General features: G+C 69.8%; 20 protein-coding genes. 13 read left to right on the forward strand and 7 right to left on the reverse strand.

Annotation, left to right across the window (positions count from 1 at the left end):
* Positions 1-2: 2 nt before the first annotated feature.
* A complete protein-coding gene (locus TK49_RS18645; RefSeq protein WP_045218928.1) occupies positions 3-341 on the forward strand; it encodes a cytochrome C oxidase subunit IV family protein in 339 nt (112 codons plus the stop codon).
* A 12-nt stretch (positions 342-353) separates the two neighbouring features.
* On the opposite strand, the gene TK49_RS18650 is transcribed toward TK49_RS18645, so the two are convergent.
* The gene (locus tag TK49_RS18650; protein ID WP_045220328.1) at positions 354-1,589 is read right to left on the reverse strand and encodes a cystathionine gamma-synthase family protein; all 1,236 of its coding nucleotides are present in this window, start codon (positions 1,587-1,589) and stop codon (positions 354-356) included.
* 149 nt (positions 1,590-1,738) lie between these two features.
* On the opposite strand from TK49_RS18650, the gene TK49_RS18655 reads away from it, so the two are divergent.
* The 11 genes from TK49_RS18655 (at position 1,739) to TK49_RS18705 (ending at position 15,565) form a co-directional block, all read left to right on the forward strand.
* Positions 1,739-4,708, forward strand: a complete 2,970-nt coding sequence (locus TK49_RS18655; protein WP_045218929.1) for an ABC transporter transmembrane domain-containing protein — start codon at positions 1,739-1,741, stop codon at positions 4,706-4,708.
* A 119-nt stretch (positions 4,709-4,827) separates the two neighbouring features.
* On the forward strand, positions 4,828-5,262 hold the full coding sequence (locus TK49_RS18660; protein ID WP_240480095.1) for a hypothetical protein: 435 nt from the start codon (positions 4,828-4,830) through the stop codon (positions 5,260-5,262).
* A 326-nt stretch (positions 5,263-5,588) separates the two neighbouring features.
* Positions 5,589-6,902 carry a glycosyltransferase gene (locus TK49_RS18665; RefSeq protein ID WP_045218933.1) on the forward strand — a complete coding sequence of 438 codons (1,314 nt, stop codon included), beginning with the start codon at positions 5,589-5,591 and terminating at the stop codon, positions 6,900-6,902.
* A gap of 49 nt (positions 6,903-6,951) precedes the next feature.
* A complete protein-coding gene (locus TK49_RS18670) occupies positions 6,952-7,713 on the forward strand; it encodes an SDR family oxidoreductase (protein WP_045218935.1) in 762 nt (253 codons plus the stop codon).
* Complete coding sequence (locus TK49_RS18675; RefSeq protein WP_045218937.1) at positions 7,704-8,318, forward strand: D-glycero-alpha-D-manno-heptose-1,7-bisphosphate 7-phosphatase; 615 nt, start codon at positions 7,704-7,706, stop codon at positions 8,316-8,318. Before TK49_RS18670 ends, TK49_RS18675 begins: the two co-directional genes overlap by 10 nt.
* Complete coding sequence (gene waaF, locus TK49_RS18680) at positions 8,315-9,508, forward strand: lipopolysaccharide heptosyltransferase II (protein WP_045218940.1); 1,194 nt, start codon at positions 8,315-8,317, stop codon at positions 9,506-9,508. Before TK49_RS18675 ends, waaF begins: the two co-directional genes overlap by 4 nt.
* Before the next feature lie 40 nt (positions 9,509-9,548).
* The gene (locus TK49_RS18685) at positions 9,549-11,369 is read left to right on the forward strand and encodes a carbamoyltransferase family protein (protein ID WP_045218942.1); all 1,821 of its coding nucleotides are present in this window, start codon (positions 9,549-9,551) and stop codon (positions 11,367-11,369) included.
* Entirely contained in the window at positions 11,366-12,400 is a 1,035-nt protein-coding gene (locus TK49_RS18690) for a glycosyltransferase family 2 protein (protein ID WP_045218943.1), read from the forward strand. The genes TK49_RS18685 and TK49_RS18690 overlap by 4 nt, the downstream gene beginning before the upstream one ends.
* On the forward strand, positions 12,397-13,557 hold the full coding sequence (locus TK49_RS18695) for a glycosyltransferase family 9 protein (protein ID WP_045218945.1): 1,161 nt from the start codon (positions 12,397-12,399) through the stop codon (positions 13,555-13,557). Before TK49_RS18690 ends, TK49_RS18695 begins: the two co-directional genes overlap by 4 nt.
* A complete protein-coding gene (locus TK49_RS18700) occupies positions 13,554-14,546 on the forward strand; it encodes a glycosyltransferase (RefSeq protein ID WP_045218948.1) in 993 nt (330 codons plus the stop codon). The genes TK49_RS18695 and TK49_RS18700 overlap by 4 nt, the downstream gene beginning before the upstream one ends.
* Positions 14,543-15,565 (forward strand): UDP-glucuronic acid decarboxylase family protein, encoded by a 1,023-nt coding sequence (locus tag TK49_RS18705; protein WP_205624851.1) that lies wholly within the window; start codon positions 14,543-14,545, stop codon positions 15,563-15,565. Before TK49_RS18700 ends, TK49_RS18705 begins: the two co-directional genes overlap by 4 nt.
* Positions 15,566-15,578: 13 nt before the next feature.
* Here TK49_RS18705 and TK49_RS18710 read toward each other — a convergent pair whose 3' ends face one another.
* The 6 genes from TK49_RS18710 to TK49_RS18735 all read right to left on the reverse strand — a co-directional run bounded on the left by TK49_RS18710 (position 15,579) and on the right by TK49_RS18735 (position 20,644).
* Positions 15,579-16,502, reverse strand: a complete 924-nt coding sequence (locus TK49_RS18710) for a glycosyltransferase family 2 protein (RefSeq protein ID WP_045218950.1) — start codon at positions 16,500-16,502, stop codon at positions 15,579-15,581.
* Positions 16,486-17,202 carry a PIG-L deacetylase family protein gene (locus TK49_RS18715; protein WP_045218952.1) on the reverse strand — a complete coding sequence of 239 codons (717 nt, stop codon included), beginning with the start codon at positions 17,200-17,202 and terminating at the stop codon, positions 16,486-16,488. The genes TK49_RS18710 and TK49_RS18715 overlap by 17 nt, the downstream gene beginning before the upstream one ends.
* Positions 17,199-18,470 carry a zinc-dependent alcohol dehydrogenase gene (locus TK49_RS18720; RefSeq protein ID WP_045218954.1) on the reverse strand — a complete coding sequence of 424 codons (1,272 nt, stop codon included), beginning with the start codon at positions 18,468-18,470 and terminating at the stop codon, positions 17,199-17,201. Before TK49_RS18720 ends, TK49_RS18715 begins: the two co-directional genes overlap by 4 nt.
* Positions 18,471-18,558: 88 nt before the next feature.
* Positions 18,559-19,830, reverse strand: coding sequence for an Nramp family divalent metal transporter (locus tag TK49_RS18725; RefSeq protein ID WP_045218956.1), 1,272 nt, complete (start codon positions 19,828-19,830; stop codon positions 18,559-18,561).
* Positions 19,831-19,838: 8 nt separating this feature from the next.
* On the reverse strand, positions 19,839-20,105 hold the full coding sequence (locus TK49_RS18730) for a hypothetical protein (protein ID WP_045218958.1): 267 nt from the start codon (positions 20,103-20,105) through the stop codon (positions 19,839-19,841).
* Between the two features lie 47 nt (positions 20,106-20,152).
* On the reverse strand, positions 20,153-20,644 hold the full coding sequence (locus TK49_RS18735; RefSeq protein WP_045218960.1) for a DUF421 domain-containing protein: 492 nt from the start codon (positions 20,642-20,644) through the stop codon (positions 20,153-20,155).
* Between the two features lie 140 nt (positions 20,645-20,784).
* Between TK49_RS18735 and TK49_RS18740 the strand changes: the two genes are divergently transcribed.
* The gene (locus tag TK49_RS18740) at positions 20,785-21,645 is read left to right on the forward strand and encodes an SDR family oxidoreductase (protein WP_045218962.1); all 861 of its coding nucleotides are present in this window, start codon (positions 20,785-20,787) and stop codon (positions 21,643-21,645) included.
* The last annotated feature ends 113 nt before the right edge of the window (positions 21,646-21,758 follow it).

Here is a 21,758-nt window from a genome sequence, read left to right on the forward strand (position 1 = left end):
TCATGGACCACACCGAACCCGCTGGCACCCACGCCCCGCACGGCCAGCATCATTCCATCGGGGTGTACCTCAAGATCTGGGGGCTGCTGTTCGTGCTCAGCACGCTGTCGTACCTGGTCGACTACTTTCGCGTGGCAGGGCTCACGCGCTGGGTGCTCATCGTCGTGCTGATGATCGCCAAGGCGGGGCTGATCGTCTCGGTGTTCATGCACATGATGTGGGAGCGGCTGGCGCTGGTGTACGCCATCCTGCTGCCGCCCCTGGCGCTGCTGGTGCTGATGGTGCTGATGGCCGCGGAAGCCGGCCACACCTTCGGCACGCGCCTGCTGTTCTTCCACTGAGCCGGGGCGCCGTCAGGCGATGGAGGTCGCGTCCAGCGCCTGCGTGAAGTCGGCCAGCAGGTCGGCCTCGTCTTCGATGCCGACCGACACGCGCACGAGCGAATCGGCAATGCCCATCGAGGCGCGACGCTCGGCGCCCATTTCCCAGTAGATCGTCGGCGCCACGGGGATCACCAGCGTGCGCGTATCGCCGAGGTGCGTGGCGCGCACGGCATAGCGAAGACGGTTGAGCATGTCGATGTAATCCGCGCCGTCCACGAGTTCGAAGCTGAGCAGGCCGCCATAGCGGCGGAACAGTTCGGTGGCGCGGGTGTGCTCCGGGTGCTCAGGCAGGCCGGGGTAGTAGACGCGCGCCACCTTCGGATGGGCCGCCAGCGTGCGTGCCAACGCCAGCGCGTTGCTGCAGGTGCGGTCCACGCGCAGGGCCATCGTTTCGGCGCCCACGGCAATGCGGTGCGCCGCATCGGCAATCAGCGTGGCGCCCTGGTCGCGCAGGCCCTTCTTGCGGATCTGCTGGATGCCCTGCATCTCGGGCTTGACCTTGCGATACGCCGGGAAGATGTTCGGATACGCCGCCCAGTCGAACAGCCCCGTATCGACCACCGCGCCGCCCAGCGCGTTGCCGTGTCCGCCGATGTACTTCGACAGCGAATGCACAACGAGGCTCGCGTGCACATCGCGCCCGCGGAACAGCCACGGCGAGGTCATCGTGCTGTCCACCACATACAGCAGACCCCGCTCCTTGCAGAGCGCGCCGATGCCCTTGAGGTCGGCCACCTGCGTGCGCGGGTTGGCGATGGTTTCCACGAAGACGAGGCGCGTGTTCGGTTGCACGGCGTCGGCCACGGCCTGGGCAGACGTGGCATCGACAAACGTGACTTGCACGCCCAGGTTCCGCAATGTCTCGAACACGCTGTTGGTGTTGCCGAACAGGAAGGCGCTGGACACCACGTGGTCGCCCGCGCGCAGCAGCGTCGAGAACACCGCCGCGATGGCCGCCATGCCGGTGGCAAAGCAGGCGGTGGCCAGGCCCTCTTCCATCAGCGTGATCTTCGCCTCGAGGGCGGCGGTGGTCGGGTTGCCCTGGCGCGCGTAGGTATAGCCGGGCTTGCCCTGGAACACCTCGATCAGCTCTTGCGTGGTGGAGTAGCCGTACGTCGTCGACGTGTGCAGCGGCTTGTGGACGGCGTAGTGCTCGACGCCGGCTTCGCGGTCGGCGTGCAGGAGGGCGGTGGTCAGTCCGGTCATGGCGGGGGCAGCAGGAAACGGCAGAAAAGGCGGAAAGTCGGACATTATCGCGCGAATCGGGGGCCACCTGGGGCGCCGGGGCCTCGCGGCGTGGAACGTGGCTTGCGTCGCACGCTCGCGTTGCAAGAGTGTCCGGAGACTCACGACTGGTGACGAATGCATCGCCCCCCTCCCTGCCGAGCGCCAGCCTGCAGCAGCGCATTTTCGGCGCCCTGTGGCGGTCCATCTGGCGCTACCGCAAGCGCGTGCTCGCGGCGGTGGCGCTGCTGGTGCTGGCCAAGCTCTGCGCGGTGGGCGTGCCCATCGTGCTCAAGTGGATCGTCGACGGCTTTAGCGACGCCACGCGCGCGCGGGTGTTTCCCGCCTTCCTGCTGCTCGCCTATGCGGTGCTGCGCTTTGGCGGCACGCTGTTCGGCGAGTTGCGCGACATGGTCTTCTCGCGGGTGGCGCAGCCCACGGTGGCGGGCTTCATGGCGCAGGCGTTCGAGCACCTGCACCAGCTCGGACCGCGCTTTCATGCGAGCCGGCAGACCGGCGGGCTGATCCGCGACGTGGAGCGCGGCACCACCGGCATTGAATTCCTGCTCGGCGTGGCGCTTTTTACCATCCTGCCCACGCTGGTGGAAATCGGCTCCGTGCTCATCATCATGATGAGCCGCTACAGCGGGTGGTACCTCGTCACCATCCTGGTGACCTTCGCGGCCTACTGCACCGCCACCGTGCTCCTCACACGCCGGCGCGTGCGGCTGCAGCGGCAGATGAACGAGTTCGACTCGATGGCCGGCAGCCGCCTGCTCGACAGCATGCTCAACCACGAGGCGGTCAAGGTGTATACCAGCGAGCGCTTCGAGGCCCGCCGCTACCGCGACATCCTGCGCAAGCGCATCGACACGGCCGTGGCCAACCAGCGCGCGCTGTCCTTGCTGCACGTATCGCAGAGCGGCGTGATCGCGGGCGGGGTGGCCACCGTGATGCTGCTCGCCGGGCAGGACGTGACGCGCGGCGTGCTCTCCGTGGGCGACCTCGTGCTGATCAACGCGTACATCATCCAGGTCTGCCTGCCGCTCAATGCGCTCGGGTTCATGTTCCGCGAGGCGAAGGACGCCGCCATCAACGCCGAGCGCCTGTTCCACCTGCTCGACCAGCGCCCCGACGTGGCCGACATGCCGAACGCCGCCCCCTTGCGCGTGACGCATGGCGACGTGCACTTCGAGCACGTGGAATTCGGCTACGAGGCCGCCCGGCCGATCCTGCACGACCTGTCGCTGCACATCCCGGCCGGCCGCACGGTCGCAGTGGTGGGCGGCAGCGGCTCGGGCAAATCGACACTCGCGCGGCTGCTGCTGCGCTTCTACGACCCATGGTCCGGCCGCGTGTCGATCGACGGGCAGGACCTGCGCGTGGTCACGCAGGAGAGCGTGCGCCGCGCCATCGGCATCGTCCCCCAGGACACCATCCTCTTCAACGACACCATCGCCTACAACATTGCCTACGGCCGCGAAGGCGCCACCATGGCCGAGGTGATCGAGGCGGCACGGGCCGCTTACGTGCACGACTTCATCGCCGCGCTGCCCGAGGGCTACCAGACCATGGTCGGGGAGCGCGGACTCAAGCTCTCGGGCGGTGAAAAGCAGCGCATCGCCATTGCGCGCGCGCTCTTGAAGAACCCGTCGATCCTGATCTTCGACGAGGCCACCTCTGCGCTGGACACGCGCTCAGAGCGGGCCATCCAGCGCGAGCTCGACCGGCTGTCTGCGCACCGCACGACGCTGGTGATCGCGCACCGGCTGTCGACCGTGGTGGACGCGCACGAGATCGTGGTGCTCGAGAAGGGCCGCATCGTGGAACGCGGCCGCCACACCGACCTGCTCGCCGCGGGCGGCGTCTACGCGCAGCTCTGGACGCTGCAGCGCCAACAGTCCGACCTCGAACAGGCGCAGCACCGGCTCGCGCAGCAGCCGATCAACCTGGTGGCGCTGGTCGTCAGCGTGCTCGACGGGCTGCGCGAAGCCATCGACGCGCGCCGCATCACCGTGTATTCGGTCATCCGGTCGGAGACGCCAAGCATCACCGGCGACCCGAGCCGGCTGCAGGGCATCGTGGGCGATGTGCTGACCCACGCGGTGCTCGCCAGCCAGCCGGGCAGCCGTGTGGAAATCGTGCTCGAACGCGTGGAGGCCATGGCGCAACTGCGCGTGACCGACACGATCCCCGTCCCGGCGGCGGCGCAGGCAGCCATCCCGAGCGCGTCCCAGCCCGGGCCACCCGAAGTGCCGGAGCCCGAAACTGCGCGCGTCGCCCTGGGCGGGCCCGCTGCGCCCACCCCCGAGCCCTTCGACATGCTGGACCCCGTCGAGCCGCTCGCGCCGCTGCGGCAGCCCGCCAGCCCGTTCGACACCGAACCCGGCGAAGCCACCGTCAAGACGGCCACCCCCACGCTCGACCCGCTGTGGATTCGCTCGGTGGTGGAACAGCACGGCGGGCGGTTTGCGGTGGTGCCGCTTTCGCATGGCGGTGGCACGACATACGTGATGGATTTCCCGATCCGCGCCGTTGCGCCGCTGCCTGCCCTGCCCGACGAAGCCGAAGTCATACCGGGGCTGGAGCGCCCGCCCGAGCCCGCACATGCGCCGCTGCCGTCGACCGACGCGCTGGCCGGCGTGCACGTGCTGATCGTCGACGACCAGGAAGACGCGCGCGAGATGCTGCAGCTGCTGCTGGAAGATTACGGCGCCACCGTCACCGCTTATGGCAGCGCAAGGCTGGCACTCTCCGCCCTGCGCGCGGCGCCGAGCAGTTCGTGGCCCGACGTGCTCGTCTCCGACATCGCCCTGGGCGACGACGAGGACGGCTACACCCTGCTGCGCGAGGTGCGCCTGCTCGAAACCCAGCGCGACATGCCGCTCGATGCACGGCTGCCTGCCGTCGCGCTGTCCGGCTATGCGCGGCCCGAAGACCGCACGCGCGCGCTGCTGGCCGGCTTCCAGCTTCACCTGGCCAAGCCGACGGAGCGCGGCGAACTGGTCACCGCCATCCTCAGTGTCGTCCGTGCGCGCCGCGCACCCGCGCGTGTGGCGCATGCCCCCATCTCATCCCATCGTACGCAGGAGTCTTCATGAGCATGCTGGCCGATTTTGATCCTTCCACCGCTTCCGGCACCCGGGCCGATGCCCCAGCCGGCGCCCAGCCGCAGACGTCTTACTTTGCCGGACCCGACGCGGCACGCCGCGCCGTGGAGATGGCGCTGCCGCTCATCACGCAGGCCATGACACGGCCGCAGGAAGTGGGCGACAGCGGCTTCCTGCACATCGTGGTGATGGACCCGGCACGCTCGCCCGCCGATTGCAGGTTCGACGAGGCGGTGCTGCACGAACACTCGGTGGGCGACCGCACCCGCTGGGATGCGGACTACGCTGCATACGCGCGGGCCAAGGCGCGCCTGGCGTGGCAGCACGGCATGAGCACGCACGCCCTGCAGGCGCTGCGCCCGCATGTGCTGCGCGCCGGTGACACCAACCTGTGGGGCAGCGCGGTGCTCGACGGCATCGTGGTGGGGGTGAGCGGCGCGTTGCCGTTCTATGACGAAGCGTTCGCGCATGTGGTGGCCGCGTGCCTGCGCGCCATCGCCAAGCAGGCTGCCGCGGCCTCGGCCGGCACACTGCGCCTCGCGTGAGCCCCCCCTGCACCTGGCAAGCGTGATGCCGTCGCCGCTGCGATTCTCCTTGTCGGCCGCGTAAGAATTACGAGCACCGCGCGCCGGCCCCACGCGTCAAACACCGCAGCGGTGCGTCGCGCCCGTGCCCCTGCGGCGCCGCGGGGCACGCTGCAAACGCTTGTCCGGACAAGCGAAAAGCGGTTCTCCTCCTCGCCGTTCCCTTCCGGCATCGATGCACGCACCAGCACAAGGTGGCGACCGTGGCACGCGGGCTGCTGAGGGCATCGCACGTGGCCTGGACCACCAGATCGCCCCCACATCGCCACGACATGAGGAGAACCGACATGCGTATCGCCATGGTCAGTGAACACGCTTCGCCACTCGCCGATCTGGGCGGCGTGGACTGCGGCGGACAGAACGTCTATGTGCGCCACGTGGCGCGGCAGCTGGGCCGGCTGGGCCACCAGGTCGACGTCTTCACACGGCGCGAACGGCCTTCGGAGCCCGAGATCGTGCCGTTCGACGCGGGATGCCGCGTCATCCACGTGCCGGCCGGCCCCGCCGCCGTCCTGCCCAAGGAAGCGCTGCTGCCGCACATGCACGCGTTTGGCCGCTACCTGCTGAATCAGTGCGCACGCGCCCACGCGGCCGGCAACGGCTATGACGTGATCCATGCCAACTTCTTCATGTCGGGGCTTGCGTCGCTGGCCGCCGCGGCGCGGCTGCGGCTGCCGCTCGTGATGACGTTCCACGCGCTGGGCCGCGTGCGCCGGCTGCACCAGGGCAGCGCGGACGGGTTCCCGGATGCGCGCTTCAAGATCGAAGACACGCTCGTGCAGCGCGCCGAGCGCATCATCGCCGAGTGCCCGCAGGACCAGACCGACCTGGAAACGCTCTACCACGCACGGCCCGAGCGGATCGACGTGGTGCCGTGCGGCTTCGATGCGGCCGAGTTTGCGCCCATCGACCGCGCTCAGGCCCGGCACCAGCTCGGCGTGCCGGCCGACGCGTTCGTCGTCCTGCAGCTCGGCCGCATGGTGGCGCGCAAGGGCGTGGACAACGTCATCGAGGCCATCGGCAAGCTGCCGCCCGATGCGCGCAAGCGCGTGCGCCTGTACGTGGTGGGTGGCAACACCGTCACGCCCGACGTGGCCGCCACGCCGGAACTCGGCCGGCTGCAGGCCGTGGCCGCCGCAGCCGGCGTGACCGAGCAGACGGTATTCGTCGGCAAGCGCGGCCGTGCCGACCTGCGCGCGTGGTACAGCGCCTGCGATGTCTTCGTGAGCACGCCGTGGTACGAGCCGTTCGGCATCACGCCGGTGGAAGCCATGGCGTGCGGCCGCGCGGTGATCGGCGCCGACGTGGGCGGCATCCGTTCGACGGTGCGCCATGGCCGAACTGGCTTCCTCGTCCCCCCTAAAGACCCGCAGGCACTGGCCGCGCGGCTGCTGCAACTGATGGAACAGCCCGAGCTGTGCCGTGAGTTCGGCCAGGCCGGCCTGGTGCGCGCCCGCATGCTCTACACGTGGCTCGGGGTGGCCGGGCAACTGGAGAAGGCCTACCTGAAGGCCATCGACATGCGCGCCCGCGCCAACGCCCGGATGAACGGCACGCCTTCGGTCGCCAATGCCTCGGCGCTGGCGGGGCTTGCCGCCTGAACCGCCTTCCTCGCACTTCGCAATTCCTCGCACTTCGCAACACGCTCCCATGACCCAGACCGACTTGAATACCAACGCCAATACACGGCCCACGCTGCGCAACCACGTCATCGTCGTCACCGGCGCCGGACGCGGGCTGGGCGCCGCCATCAGCCGCGTGCTGTCTGCCGACGGCGCCACCGTAGTGGCCACCGACCTGGACGCCGCCAATGCCGAGCGCACCGCCACCGAGCTCATCGCCGAGGGCGGCCAGTCGCACGCCATTGCCCTGGATGTGGGCGACGAAGCGGCCGTGCGCGGCGCACTGGATGACGTGGTCGATCGCTTCGGGCGTATCGACGCGGTCATCAACAACGCGGCCATCGACATCACGCTGCCCATCGATGAACTGAACGTCGAAGACTGGGACCGCGTGGTGCGCACCAACCTGCGCGGCCCCTTCCTGCTCGCCAAGCACGCCAGCGCGCTGATGCGCAAGCGCGCCGGCGGGGCCATCGTCAACATTGCGTCCACCGCCTCACGCCGCGCGTGGCCCAATGCGTCGGTCTATCACGCCACCAAGTGGGGGCTGCTCGGGCTGTCGCACGCTCTGCACGCCGAACTGCGCCCGCACGGTATCAAGGTGTCGGCCGTGATTGCCGGCGGCATGCGCACGCCGTTCCTGCTGGACCGCTTTCCCGACATCGACGTCAACAACCTGCAGGACCCGGCCAACGTGGCGGCGGCCGTGCGCTTCGTGCTGCTGCAGCCGGCTGAAACGGTGATCCCGGAAGTGATGGTGCTGCCGATGCGGGAGACGTCATGGCCGTGATGCTGGCGCCAGCGCGGCGGACGTTGCCTGCATCGGGTGCGGCGGTCTTCCTGGACAAGGACGGCACGCTGCTGCAGGACGTGCCCTACAACGTCGACCCCGCCCGCATTGCGCTGGCACCGGGCGCAGGCGACGGGCTGCGCATGCTGGCCCGCACCGGCCTGCCGCTGATCGTGGTCAGCAACCAGCCCGGCGTCGCGCTGGGCTACTTCCAGATCGAAGCGCTGGAGGCCGTGGCGCAACGCCTGGCCGAGCTGTTTGCGCAGCACGGCGCCACGCTTGGCGGCTTCTACTTCTGCCCGCACGCGCCGCTGCCCGATGGCAGCGCCGGCTGCGCATGCCGCAAGCCGCACGACGGGCTGCTGCGGCAGGCTGCCGATTCGCACGGCGTGACGCTCGAACACTCGTGGATGATCGGCGACATCCTCAACGACGTAGAGGCCGGCCGCCGCGCGGGCTGCCGCACCATCCTCATCGCCAACGGCAACGAAACGCACTGGCTGCCCGGGCCGATGCGCGTGCCCGACTACATCGTCGGGCGCTTCGACGAGGCCGCCGCCATTGTCATCGCCCAGCACGCGCGCCACGCGGAGGCCGTTGCATGAACGTGGCCGGCATCCCCGAGCGCCGCGCCGTGTGGGCCAACGCCGCCCGCATCCTGTGCGTGCGCCCCGACAACCTCGGCGACGTGGTGATGACCACGCCGGCCTTTCACGCGCTCAAGACGAGCGGCCCGGCCGACCGGCACCTCACGCTGCTGACCTCGCACGCCGGGGCCATCGCCCAGCCGCACCTGAGCGACATCGACGACGTGATCGCCTGCGACGTGCCGTGGGCCAAGCATGCCAACGCCGCCGATGCCGAGCAGACGACCTCGCTCATCCGCACGCTGCGCGACGGTGCGTTCGACGCGGCCGTCATCTTTACGGTCCACACGCAGAACCCGCTGCCGGCCGCGATGCTGTGCTTCCTGGCGGGCATTCCGCTGCGCCTGGCGCACTGCCGCGAGAACCCGTATGCCCTGCTGACCGACTGGATTGCCGACGCCGATGCGCGCATCGCCGCCACGGCCCCCGGCGACGTGCGCCATGAAGTGCGCCGCCAGCTGGACCTCGTGGCGCAGGTCGTCGATACGCACGCGCACCTGCCGCAGCGCCTGCGCTTTACCGTGCGTGCGGCCGACCGCGATGCGGTGCGCGCCAAGCTTGCCGCCCATGGCATCGGCCCGCGGTCGCCGTGGATCGTGCTGCATCCCGGGGCGACCGCGGCATCGCGGCGGTATCCGCCCGAACGCTTTGCCCGCATCGCCAATGTGCTGGCGCAGCGCTACGACTGCCCGGTGCTCGTGACCGGCGCGCCGGGCGAGGCCGAGCTCGTGGCGCAGGTATGCGCACCGGGCCAGGCCGCTGGGCGGCGCGTGATCAACCTGGCCGGTGCGCTGGTGCTCGGCGAGCTGGCGGCGCTCATCGAAGGCGCGGCGCTGCTGGTGTCCAACAACAGCGGGCCGGTGCACCTGGCCGCCGCCACGCAGACGCCGGTGGTCGACCTCTACGCCCTCACCAACCCGCAGCACACGCCGTGGGCCGTGCCGCACGCGGTGCTCTCGCACGACGTGCCGTGCCGCTACTGCTACCGCAGCGTCTGCCCGCTCGGCCATCAGGCGTGCCTGACCGGCGTGACGGAAGACGAAGTCATCGCGGCAACGCACGCGCTGTGGCAGCCGACGCGCGTGGCGCAGGCCTTGTGGTCCGCACTTGCCTCACCGGGCTTGGCCGCACCCACACCGGTTGCCTGAGCCCTTTACCTTGTCCCACCACCGATTGCCGGAGCCCTGCATGGAAGCCAAACCGCTCTATACCCTCGGCATCAACGCGGCGTATCACGACTCGTCGGCCACGCTCGTGCGTGACGGCGTGGTGATCGCCGCGGCCGAAGACGAACGCTTCACGCACGTCAAGCACGCCAAGCGGCCGGTGCCGTTTTCCACCTGGCAGCTGCCGTATCACGCCATCGACTATTGCCTGGCCGAAGCCGGCATCGATCTGGCCCGTGTCGACCACGTCGCCTACTCGCTGGACCCGGCACTGCTGGCCGATCTGCAGGGGCAGACGCACATCGCCCTGCCGCTGCAGCCGTCGGCACAGACCGACCTGGCGCCCGGGACCGCGCCGTGGGACGCGCTGTTCCTGTCGTACGTGGTGAACGCGCCGCGCCAGCTGGCAGGCGGAGCACCGCACCACCTGCGCGCACGCTTCGCCAATGTCAGGCATGACGGGCCGTTCCGCTGGTCGTATGTCGAGCACCATCTCGCGCACGAGGCAAGCGCCTTCCTGGCCGCGCCGTTTGACGACTGCGCGGTGCTCACCATGGACGGCCGCGGCGAGCGCGCCACCACGTCGTACGGCCTGTTCCGCAACGGCGAGTACACGCGCCTGCAGCAGGTGGACCTGCCGCACTCGCTCGGTCTGCTCTATGAAGAGGTGACGGACTACCTCGGCTTCCTGCGCTCGTCCGACGAATACAAGGTGATGGCGCTGGCCTCGTACGGGCAGCCGCGCTACGTCGATGCCTTCCGCGAGATGGTGACGATCAGCGGCGACGGCCGCTACACCGTCGCGCCGCTGCGGCTGGAAGCGCGCTTCGGCCCGCCGCGCCAGCGTGGCGGCCCGATGGAGGCACGGCACTTCGACATCGCACGCTCGCTGCAGCAGGTGCTGGAAGAAACCGTGCTGACGATGACCCAGTGGCTGCATCAGGCCACCGGCGCGCGCAACCTCGCCATGGCGGGCGGCGTGGCGCTCAACTGCGTGATGAATGCGCGTGTGCGTGACCGCGGCCCGTTCGAGCAGGTATGGGTGCAACCCGCCGCCGGCGACGCGGGCACGTCGCTGGGTGCGGCGCTCTGGACCGACTACCAGGCGCGCGGCAACAAGCGGCGGCTCTGGAAGATGGACCACGCCTACCTCGGCCCCGCCTACAGCGACGAGGAGATCGAACAGTTCCTCACGTGGTCCAAGCTGCCGTTCGAGCGCCTGGACAACATCGCGGAACAGACCGCGGAGCTGCTCGCGCAGGGCCAGGTGATCGGCTGGTTCCAGGGCCGCATGGAGTTCGGCCCGCGTGCGCTGGGGGCGCGCTCCATCCTCGCCTCGCCCATCCCGCCCGACATGCAGGCACGCCTGAACGAGATCAAGGACCGTGAAGACTTCCGCCCTGTCGCCCCCGTGGTGATGGAAGAGCGCGCTGCCGACTGGTTTGTCGGTGCCCAGCAGCCCGCGCCCTTCATGCTGTTCGTCTTTGACGTGCGCGAAGACCGCGCCGCCCAGATCCCGGCCGTGCGCCACGTCGATGGCACCGCGCGCGTGCAGACGGTGAACCGCCGGCAGCATCCGCTGTATTACGACCTGCTCGCCGCCTTCGAAAAGCGCACCGGCGTGCCGATCCTCGTCAACACGTCGTTCAACACGCGCGGCGAGCCGATGGTCTGCAGCCCGCGCGATGCGGTGGAATCGTTCTGGACGTCGCCGCTCGATGCGCTGGTGATCGGCCCGTTCCTGCTGCGCAAGACACCGCGCGCAGGCGGCGCAGAGCAGGACGGCGCGGCCCGCGCCACTACCGGCGTGCGGCGCGTGCCCGGCCTGGCGGGGGTCGCATGAACCAGCCGTTGCCGTTTGATGTGTCGCAGGTGCCCTTGCGGCGGCGTGCGCCCGCCGTGTCGGTCGTCATTGCGACATGGCGGCGACCGCAGATGCTGCAGCGCTGCCTCGATGGCCTGCTGGCCCAGACCTTTGATGCGCACCAGCTGGAGCTCGTGGTTGCCGACGACGGGCCGGACGACGAAACGCGCGCGGTCGTCGAGGCCTTTGCCGCCGCCGCGCCGGCCTGGCGCGTGCACTACGTGCCCGTGCGCGAAACGCAGGGCCCCGCCGCAGCGCGCAATCGCGGCTGGCAGGCCGCCAGCGGCGACATCATCGCCTTCACCGACGACGACACCATCCCGGCGCCTACGTGGCTGGCCGAAGGCTGGCGCGTCATGACGGCGGCCGACGGCGGCACCGCGCCCGATGCCGCCACGGGCGCCATCCGCATGCCGCTGCCCGCGCAGCCGACCGATTACGAACGCGACGCCAGCGGCCTCACGCGCGCCGAGTTCGTCACCGCCAACTGCTTCGTGCGGCGCGCGATGCTCGAGCGCATCGGTGGCTTTGACGAACGCTTCCGGCTGGCCTGGCGCGAAGACTCCGACCTGCAGTTCCGCATCCTCGATGCGGGCGGGCACATCGCACAGGCGCCGAACGCGCTGATGCACCACCCGGTGCGGCCGGCGCCGTGGGGCGTGAGCGTGTCGCAGCAGCGCAAGGTGTTCTACGACGCGCTGCTCTACAAGAAGCATCCGCAGCGCTACCGCACGCGCATCCGGCCCGTGCCGCCATGGCACTACTACGGCATGGGCGCCGCGGTGGTGGTGGCCGTTGCGGCGCTCGCGCTGGGACGGCCGTGGGTGGCGGCGGGGGCTGCGCTGCTCTGGCTGGCGCTCACGCTGCGCTTTGCAGCCATGCGCCTGCGGGGCACCACGCATTCGCCGCGGCACGTGCTGGAAATGCTGTGGACATCGATCGCCATCCCGCCGCTCGCGCTGTACTGGCGCCTGCGCGGTGCGTGGCACTTTCGGGTGTGGTTCCTATGACGCCGCCTGTCGAACTCCTGCGCGGCGCACGCCGCATCGCCGTGTTCCGGGCCTTGCAGCTTGGCGACATGCTGTGCGCGGTGCCCGCGCTGCGCGCGTTGCGGGCCGCTGCGCCGCACGCGCACATCACGCTCGTCGGCCTGCCGTGGGCGCGGCAGTTCCAGCAGCGATATGCCGATCTGCTGGACGACTTCGTGCCCTTCCCCGGCGGCAACGCGTTTCCTGAAGCCGGCCCCGCCGACACCGATGCCACGCAGGCGTTCTACGCCGACATGCAGGCGCGCCGGCTGGACGTGGCCATCCAGCTGCACGGCAGCGGCCCGCAATCGACGGAAGTCGTCCGGCGCTTCGGCGCACGGCAGGTCTTCGGCTTTCAGCCCGATGCGGCGACCGCGCGCCAGGCCGATCCGGCACTGCTGCCGTGGCCGACGCAGTTGCCCGAGGCCGAGCGCCTGCTGGCGTTGCTGACCTACCTGGGCGCCCCTGCGGTACCGGCCATCCCGGACTTTCCCCTGCGGCGCGAGGACTACGCCGAGGCGCTTGCGCTGCTGCGCCATCGCGCGCTCGACCGCGACCGCCTCGTCTGCCTGCATGCCGGCGCCCGCATGCCGTCACGCCGCTGGTGGCCCGAGCGCTTTGCCGCGGTGGCAGACACCTTGATCGTCAGCGGGTTTCACGTGGTGATGACCGGCGCGCCGTCCGAAGCCGAGCTGGTGGACGCCGTGCGCAGCCGCATGCGCCAGCGCGCGGCATCGGTCGTGGGGCAGACGTCGCTGGGCGGCTTGGCGGCGTTGCTGCGGCTGGCCCGGCTGCTCATCTGCAACGATACGGGCGTCTCGCACGTGGCGGCGGCCGTGCGCGCGCCGAGCATCGTGGTCGCGTGCGGCAGCGATGTGGCGCGCTGGGCCCCGGCAGACCGCATCCTGCATCGCGTGCTGGCGGCCGCGCCGCCGTGCCGGCCGTGCATGCACTGGACGTGCCCGACCCAACATGAATGCGCGCGCGATGTGAGCGTGCGGCAGGTGCTCGACGCCGCCTATGGCGCGCTGTTCGACCCCGAGCTGGAACTGCGCACGTCGCCGCCGGCACCCACACGCGCCGCGTCGGCACCCATCCCGCCCTCCGCATCCAAGACATTCGGGAGCACCACGCCATGAAGCGGTCCACCGCACGACGCCTGCGCATTCTGACGTGGCATGTGCACGGCAACTACCTGTATTACCTCTCGCAGGTGCCGCACGATTTCTACCTCGTCACGCGTCCGCCTGACGCATCGGGCTGCGTGCCGCCCGGTTATGCCGGCAAGGTGGGCGCGCTGCCGTGGGGCGACAACGTTCATGAGGTGCCGTTCGATGCCGTGGCGGGCGAGCGGTTCGATGCCGTGCTGTTCCAGTCGCGGGTGCACTGGGAGCAGGACCGCCTCACGGTGCTGAGCCCCGCGCAGCGCGCCCTGCCGACGATCTATCTCGAACACGATCCGCCGCAGGAGCACCCCACCAACACGCGCCACTGGGTGCAGGATCCGAACGTGCTGCTGGTGCACGTGACGCCGTTCAACGCGCTGATGTGGGACAGCGGCATCACGCCCACGCGGGTGATCGAGCACGGCGTGCACCTGCCCGTGCCGGCGCGCTACAGCGGCGACCTGGCGCGCGGCATCGTGGTCGTCAACCACCTGGCCAGGCGCGGGCGCCGGCTCGGCGCCGACGTGTTCGACACGCTGCGCCGCCAGGTGCCGCTCGACCTGGTGGGCATGGGCGCCGAAGACGCCGGCGGCATCGGCGAGGTCGGCAACCTGCATCTGCCCGCGTTCTGCGCGCGCTACCGCTTCTTCTTCAACCCCATCCGCTACACCAGCCTGGGGCTGGCCGTGGTGGAGGCCATGACCATCGGCATGCCCATCGTGGGCCTGGCCACCACCGAGATGAGCACCGTCATCGACAGCGGCCACAACGGCTATGTCGACACGCGCCTCGATGCGCTGGCCGACGCCATGCACACGCTGCTGCACGATCCGGCTCTCGCCCGCCGCTGGGGCGACGCCGCACGCGACACCGCACGCCAGCGCTTCGGCATCGACCGCTTCGTGGCGGACTGGCTCGATGCGTTCGATGCGGTCATGGCGAACCGCCAGGAGGCAGCATGAGACACCACGGTGACCCGCACCATCCCGGCCATCCCGAGCCCCATCACCACTGGCGCGACCAGCGTCGCGTGCTGGTGACCGGCGGCGCGGGGTTCCTCGGCTCGCACCTGTGCGACCGCCTGCTGCGCGACGGGCATGACGTGCTGTGCGTCGACAACTTCTATACCGGCACCAAACGCAACATCGCGCACCTGCTCGGTCACCCGCGCTTCGAGGTGCTGCGCCACGATGTCACCTTCCCGCTCTACGTGGAAGTGGATGACATCTACAACCTCGCCTGCCCGGCCTCGCCCGTCCATTATCAGCACGACCCGGTGCAGACGACCAAGACCAGCGTGCACGGCGCCATCAACATGCTCGGGCTGGCCAAGCGGGTCGGCGCGCGCATCCTGCAGGCATCGACGAGCGAGGTGTATGGCGACCCGCACGAACACCCGCAGACCGAGGCGTACTGGGGCAACGTCAACCAGATCGGCGTGCGCTCGTGCTACGACGAGGGCAAACGCTGCGCAGAGACGCTGTTCATGGACTACCGCCGCCAGCACGGCCTGGACGTGAAGGTGGCGCGCATCTTCAACACCTACGGCCCGCGCATGCACCCGAACGACGGGCGCGTCGTGTCCAACTTCATCATGCAGGCGCTCGCCGGCGAGCCCATCACGCTCTATGGCGACGGCCGCCAGACGCGCGCGTTCTGTTACGTCGATGACCTGATCGACGCCCTCGTCCGCCTCATGAACACGCCGCCCGACTTTGCCGGGCCGGTCAACCTCGGCAATCCGGTCGAGATGAGCATGCTGGAGATTGCGCGGCACATCGTGGCGTGCACGCGCTCGAATTCGGAACTCGTCTTCCGCCCACTGCCGCAGGACGACCCCACGCAACGGTGCCCGGACATCACGCTCGCGCGTGAGAAGCTCGGCTGGGAGCCGTCTACCGCGCTGGAAGTGGGGCTCGCGCGCACGGTCGAATACTTCCGCCAGCAGTTCTTCCTGGCGCCGGCCCCCGTGCTTGCCTGAGGCCTCGCGCGGGTCAGCCGATCGACAAGGTCGGGATGGCCTGGCGGCGCTGGCGGTCGGCGTCCATCTGCCGCCACAGCGCGGCCGTCGCGGGCTGCACGGTGTGCCGGCGCAGCAGCGCGCGCGGCAGGCGCACGAGCGCCGCTGGCAGCGCCTCGCCCAGCACACCCTGTTCGGCCATCGCACGCAGCGCCCGGCCGGTGACGCGCCAGGCGAGATCCTGCGGCAGCCGCAGCCATGCGGCCAGCAACTCGTTGCGCGTGAGCAGCGCGCGCCGCTGCATCACGTCGCGCACCGGCGAGGGGTTGTGGTGCGTGACCACCTCGCGGCAATAGACGATGCGCCAGCCGGCATCCACCAGGTCCAGCGCCAGCACGCTTTCCTCCCCGCCGATGAAGAGGTCGTGCCGGTACCCCCCTGCCTCGGTAAAGGCACGCGCGCGCACCACGCAGGCGCCTGCCATGAAGCCGAGCAGCGCCGGGCCCGGCAGGCCTTCGGAGGGCAGCGTGCTGGCCGCCATCGGCTCGCACGCCGGATCGTCCCGCCGCGTGGGGCCCACCACGACGTGCGCCGCCACCACCGCCACCGAGGGATACCGCTGCAGGACGTCCACGGCACGCGCGATGGAGCCCGGCAGCCACACCGTGTCGTCATCGCAGAACGCCACGTACGGTGTGTCGACCGACGCGACACCGAGGTTGCGGCCGGCGGCGCCATAGTTGCGCGGCGCGCGCACGAGCGTCACACCCGGAAAGCGGGCCGCGATCTGGTCGGCCGTGCCGTCGGTGGAGCCGTTGTCGACCACGACGATGGGCCACGGCTCGGCCAGGGCCGTGAGCTTGCCGAGCGTTTCCAGCACGGTGGCCGCACGGTTGTACGTGAGCACGACGATGGAGCACGGCACAGGCGCCGTGCGGGCGTCATCCAGTGGTTGCATGATCGGAATCTCCTTGTTCCAGCAGCCAGAAGCGCTCCGGCTGGTAGACGTCTTCGATACCGCCGGGGCCGAACGCGCGCAACTGGCTTGCATAGCAGGCGACGGCGCGCCGCTTCTGGCGGCCGTCCACGGCGCAGACCGGCGAGACCGGCGTGGTGACGATGCCGCGCTCGGCCAGGGCGACCAGGCGCGACTGCACGGCGCCGCGCCCGCGCCGGTACAGCGCGTCTTCGTAGCCGATCCACAACCGCTTCGGCAGCTTGGGCAGCATCAGCAGCGCCGCTTCGTGCACGAGGACGTGGTCGCTATGGAACAGCCCGAGCGGCACGAACACCGCCTCGGCGGAGTGACGCGCGACCAGCCGGTACAGTGCGCGCTCCAGCGCATCGAGGGCGGGCGTCTGCCCGTACTGGCTGTCGCAGAAGTCGAGGTGATGCACGGTGGCGCTCACCTGGGCGTGGGCCTGGGCATCCTCCTGCCGACGCACGGCGATGGCCTCGGTGGAATGGGCAAAGCCGGCCTGGGCGTCCCACTCCGTGGACATCGGAGTGTCGGGCGCGCCGCCGAACACCGTGGCGGTGTGGCTGCCATGGTGCGCGGCCAGGAGGTTGCCGCACGAGAAGATCGCGTCGTCAAAGTGCGGTGAAATCACCAGCACCGGCCCCAGACGCGCGACGCGATCGTGCAGTGCGCGGCTCATGCGCGGGACGCACCCGGTGCACGCGCGCCGTCGCCGGACTGCGGATCGAGCTTGACCTTGATCCACCCGGGCTGGCGCGTATCGAAAGCGCGGTAGGCGTCCAGCGCCGCGGCCATGGGCTCGCGCACCGACAGCACCGCCGCCGGGTCGATCGCGCCCGTGCGCACCAGCTCGACCAGCTTGGGCAGATAGCGGCGATGGTTGCAGTTGCCCATGCGCAGCGTGAGGTTCTTGTTCATCGCCATGCCGATCGGGAACGTCGTGTCGGTGGGCGGATACACGCCGATGATCGACAGCGTGCCCGCCTTGGCGAGCCCTTCCACGGCCCAGCGCAGCGCTTGCGACGGCGCATCGCCGGCCTGCCATGGCGCATTCTCGTTGGCGTCGGACACCGCGCCGGTGCCGCGCGCCTGCGGCGCGGTGGCCTTGCGTTCGGCGGCAAAGGCCTGCGTGGTCTTGTCGTCGGGCCGCGCCGGGCCGTGGTCGGCATGCTGAGCGTCCACGCCGACGGCGTCGATGGCGCAATCCACGCCGATGCCGCCGGTCAGCCGGCGCAGCGCCTGCACCGGGTCTTCACGCTCGAAGTCGATCACCTCGGCGCCCTGGGCGCGCGCCATGTCGAGCCGGTCCGGCACATGATCGATCGCGAAGATGCGCCCCGCCTGCATCAGCTTGGCCGAGGCGATCACGAACTGCCCCACCGGGCCCGCCCCGAACACGGCCACGGTGTGCCCCGGCTTGATGTTGGCCAGGTCGGCGCCGAAGTAGCCCGTGGGGAAGATGTCGGACAGCAGGATCGCCTGGTCGTCGCTCACCTCGTCGGGCAGCTTGACGAGGTTGACATGCGCGAAGGGCACGCGGGCCTTCTCGGCCTGCAGCCCGTCAAACCCGCCGGCGCCTTCGGGGCCACCGTAGAACGCCGTGCCGGCGAGGTGGCCGTGCGGATTGGCGACGTCACATTGCGCGGTGTAGCCCGCACGGCAGTACGCGCACGCCCCGCACGCAATGGTGGACGGAATCACCACACGGTCGCCCACCGACAGGTTGCGCACGTCCTCGCCGAGGGCCTCGACCACACCCACGCCCTCGTGGCCAAGGATGCGCCCTTCCTTCACATCGGACATCGTGCCGCGCACGAAATGCAGGTCCGTCCCGCAGATGGCGCTAGCCGTCAGGCGCACGATGGCGTCGGTCGGCTCGCGCAGTGTCGGCTCGGGCACGTCTTCCAGACGGATGTCTCCGACGCCGTGAAATACGACAGCTTTCATGATGGACCCCTCGTTGGATGATTGGACGCTCATGACACGCAACTGCAGTGCCCGCGTCGCCTCGGGCGCAGCGAGGGTGCGAAGGCCGTCAGTCCCCCAGTACCGCCAGTGCAAGGAACAGCAGCGTGCTGGCGCACATGCAGATCGTGGCGACCCACGCCGTACCGTGCAGCGCCGGGGAACTGCGAAACGGCCCCATCACGGTCTTGCGTCGCGACATGAGCTGCAGCATGACCATCACCGGGGTGGCGGCCAGCCCGTTGAGCACCGCGGCCCAATAGAGCAGCTTGAAGGGTTCCACCGGCAGGAACACCATGCCGGTGCCCATCAGCATCACCAGGGCCAGGAACAGATAGAACCTGGGCGCGCGGGCCGGCCGGTCTTCCAGGCTCCTGCGCCATCGGAACGCCTCTGCGGCGGCATATGCGGCGGAGCCCGCCAGCACCGGCACCGCAAGCAGGCCGGTGCCGACCACACCCAGTGCAAAGAGCATCTGCGCAAAGCGGCCCGCGACCGGCTTGAGCGCCTCGGCGGCCTGCGCGCAGGTTTCGATCTGCGTGACGCCGTGGGTGTGCAGCGCATAGGCGCCGGTGAGCATGATGCAGAACGCGATGAGCGCGGAGACCGCCATGCCGACCGTCGTATCGAGGCGGATGCGCGCCAGCTGAGCCTCGGCCTGCCACGGCGCCTTCTTCAACGGTTGCTCGCCCTCGGCCAGCCGCGTCTCCTCGACTTCCCCGGCGGCCTGCCAGACAAACAGGTACGGGCTGATGGTCGTGCCGAACACGGCAATCAGCGTCATCACGTAGTCCTTGGACCACTGCATCTTCGGCACCACCGTGTCGTGCAGCGCCTGCGCCCAGTCCACCTTGACCACGAACGCCGTTGCCACGTAAGCGAGCAGTGACAGCGCGACCCATTGCAGATAGCGCGCGTACCGGCGGTACGGCATCCATACCTGCAGCACGAGCGAGACAACGGCAAACCCGCACGCATACAAGGCAGTAGAGCCGCCCAGCAGCAGCCGGATGCTGTCGCCCATGGCTGCGATATCGGCGCCGACATTGATGACGTTGGCCAGCGTGACCAGCGCAACGAACGCATACGCAAGCCACGGCGAATGATGCCGGCGGATGTTCGCCACCACGCCGGAGCCCGACACCCGCCCGAGCCGCGCGCTGACGAGCTGGATCGCAATCATCAGCGGCAGCGTGAGCAGCAGCGTCCATAGCATGCTTGTCCCGGACTGCGCACCGGCCTGCGCATAGGTCGCAATGCCGCTCGGGTCGTCGTCAGCCGCCCCGGTAATGAAGCCGGGCCCCAGCCGGCGATACCACGGGGCGTCGTCCGCGTCCGGCACGATGGCGGTCAGCTGCGGTTGTCGGTGGGCGGCGCTTCGGGCGTCTGCCGGCCGGGGTCGTGGAGCTTGTCGCGCGTGACGCCCGGCGGCACTTCACCCTGGCGGATGCGCCGCGCTGTGTCGTGCACGCTCTCCGGTCTGGGCGCGGTGCTCCCCGGGCGGCCCAGCGCGGCGTCGGCGGGACGTTCGCCCGGCTTGCGGTGCGACTCGGCCTGTTCCCAATCGGCTTGGCGCTTCTCTGCGCCACGGTTTTCGGTCTGCTGCTTTTCTCGCATGGTGGCCTCCAGTGTCCAGTGGTGTGCGGGTTGTGCGGTCGTGCGGATCAACGGCGCTTGCGGATCAGGCTGACCTGGCCGTTGCGCTCCAGGATGGCGGCCTGCACGTCGTCGAGCGTGTGTGTGCCGAGCGTCTGGCGCACGGTCTCTTCGATGTCGCCAACGGTGAGCAGCGCCGCATCCATCTGGTCCTGCTGGAACCGGCCGTCGCGATAGACCTCCCGCTCGCGCCCCGCGATCATCCGGTCCAGCCCGGGCAGCCGCACGCACGCCCAGCCAAGCAGCCGATGCACCGCCACGAGGGCGAGCGACGCCGACAACGTCGCCACAAACGGCGACGCGCCCACGATCGCGCGGCTCAGCGTTGCACCCAGCAGCACGGCGACCACGAAATCGAACGGCGCACGCTGCCCGAAGGACCGCCGGCCCGACAGACGCACCAGCACCAGGCCGATGGCGAACACCACCACGGCACGCATGGCGGTCTGCAGCGGGTTGAGGTCCTTGCCCTCGCCAAACAGGAACAGCAGCGCGTCCATGGCACCTCCTGCCGTCGATGTGGATTGCTCTTCCACCGCCCAGCAAGCGGCGTGCCGGGCAGCACCCGCCACATGCGCCCGCCATGGCATGCGGTGTGCTGAAGATGGAGGACCGTTCCACCCACCGATCGAGAACCGCCATGCCTGACCAACCACAGCAGCAACCGCCACAGCATCAGGACCGCCAGCCCGGCACCGAAAGCGACATGACGCCGCGCCCGCGCGCGGAAATGGAACACTACGTCGGCAGCGGCAAGCTCACCGACAAGGTCGCCATCGTCACCGGCGGCGACAGCGGCATCGGCCGCGCGGTGGCCATCGGCTTTGCCAAGGAAGGCGCCGACGTGCTGATCGCGTACCTGGACGAACACGACGACGCCAACCAGACCTGCCGCCTCGTGCGTGCCACCGGCCGCCGCTGCGAAGCGATCGCCGGCGACCTCGGCGACGAAGCGCACGCCCGCGCCGTCGTCACGCAGGCGGTGGCCACGTTCGGCAAGATCGACATCGTGGTCAGCAACGCCGCCGAGCAGCACCCCCAGCAGAGCCTGGCCGACATCGACGCCGCGCAGCTCGAGCGCACGTTCCGCACCAACGTCTTTGCGATGTTTTACCTGCTGCGGGCCGCGCTGCCGCACCTGCACGAAGGCGCGCGCATCATCACCACCACGTCGGTCACCGCGTTCCGGGGCAGCGGGCACCTGGTCGACTACGCCGCCACCAAGGGCGCGATCCTGGCGTTCACGCGCTCGCTGGCCCAGCAACTCGCCGAGAAGGGCATCCTGGTAAACGCCGTGGCGCCGGGCCCGATCTGGACGCCGCTGATTCCGTCCACCTTCGATGCCGAGCATGTCGCCAAATTCGGCAGCAACGAACCGCTCGGCCGCGCCGGCCAGCCCGACGAGGTGGCGCCGTGCTACATCTTCCTGGCGTCGGCCGACGCCAGCTATATGACGGGCCAGACGCTGCATCCGAACGGGGGTGAGATCGTCAACGGCTGAGGGCTTCCTGCCCAAGCAGCGTTCAGCCCGTGCGCGCCGGTACGGGCTGGACTGCGGTGCGCTCAAGTTGCGGCGGCACAGGCCGTTATGCAATGTAATAAAGTCAGAACAAA

It is taken from the genome of Ralstonia mannitolilytica (assembly GCF_000954135.1).
Taxonomy (GTDB): Bacteria; Pseudomonadota; Gammaproteobacteria; order Burkholderiales; family Burkholderiaceae; genus Ralstonia; species Ralstonia mannitolilytica.